This window comes from Polaromonas sp. P1_G2 (genome assembly GCF_056405515.1).
Genome location: NZ_JBFUBY010001214.1, coordinates 1 through 439, shown reverse-complemented (window position 1 = coordinate 439; position 439 = coordinate 1). Strand labels below are relative to the sequence as shown.

Below are 439 nucleotides of genomic sequence, written 5' to 3'. Positions count from 1 at the left end.
ACGTCATCACCGGCACCGCCATACAGGGTATCGTGCCCACCGCCGCCGTAAAGGGTGTCATCGCCCTCCTCGCCATCGAGGTAGTCGTTGCCGTGAAACTGGCCGTACAACGCGGAGATATCGTCATCACCCAGCAGCAAGTCTTTGCCGGCACCGCCGTACAGGATGTCATCCTGCCCGCCACCGACCAACTGGTCATCGCCCTCGCCGCCATCCAGGTAGTCCTTGCCATGGAACTCACCGTACAGTAACGAGGCCTCGTCGTCTCCGCGCAGTATGTCGTCGCCGGTSCCGCCATACAGGATGTCGTCCTTCCCACCACCCACCAGCTGATCGTTGCCCTCCTCACCATCAAGCTCGTCATTGCCGTGGAACTCGCCCGCGAGGTCGCTTTGCGCGTCATCACCAACCGAGGTCGCTTTGCGCGTCATCACCAACC

General features: G+C 61.9%; 1 protein-coding gene. It reads right to left on the bottom strand.

The genetic code is table 11. The features are described 5' to 3' along the window. Window positions 1-439 (bottom strand): calcium-binding protein (locus AC1D0P_RS29830; protein ID WP_477680034.1); only part of this gene is annotated, 439 nt, incomplete at both ends.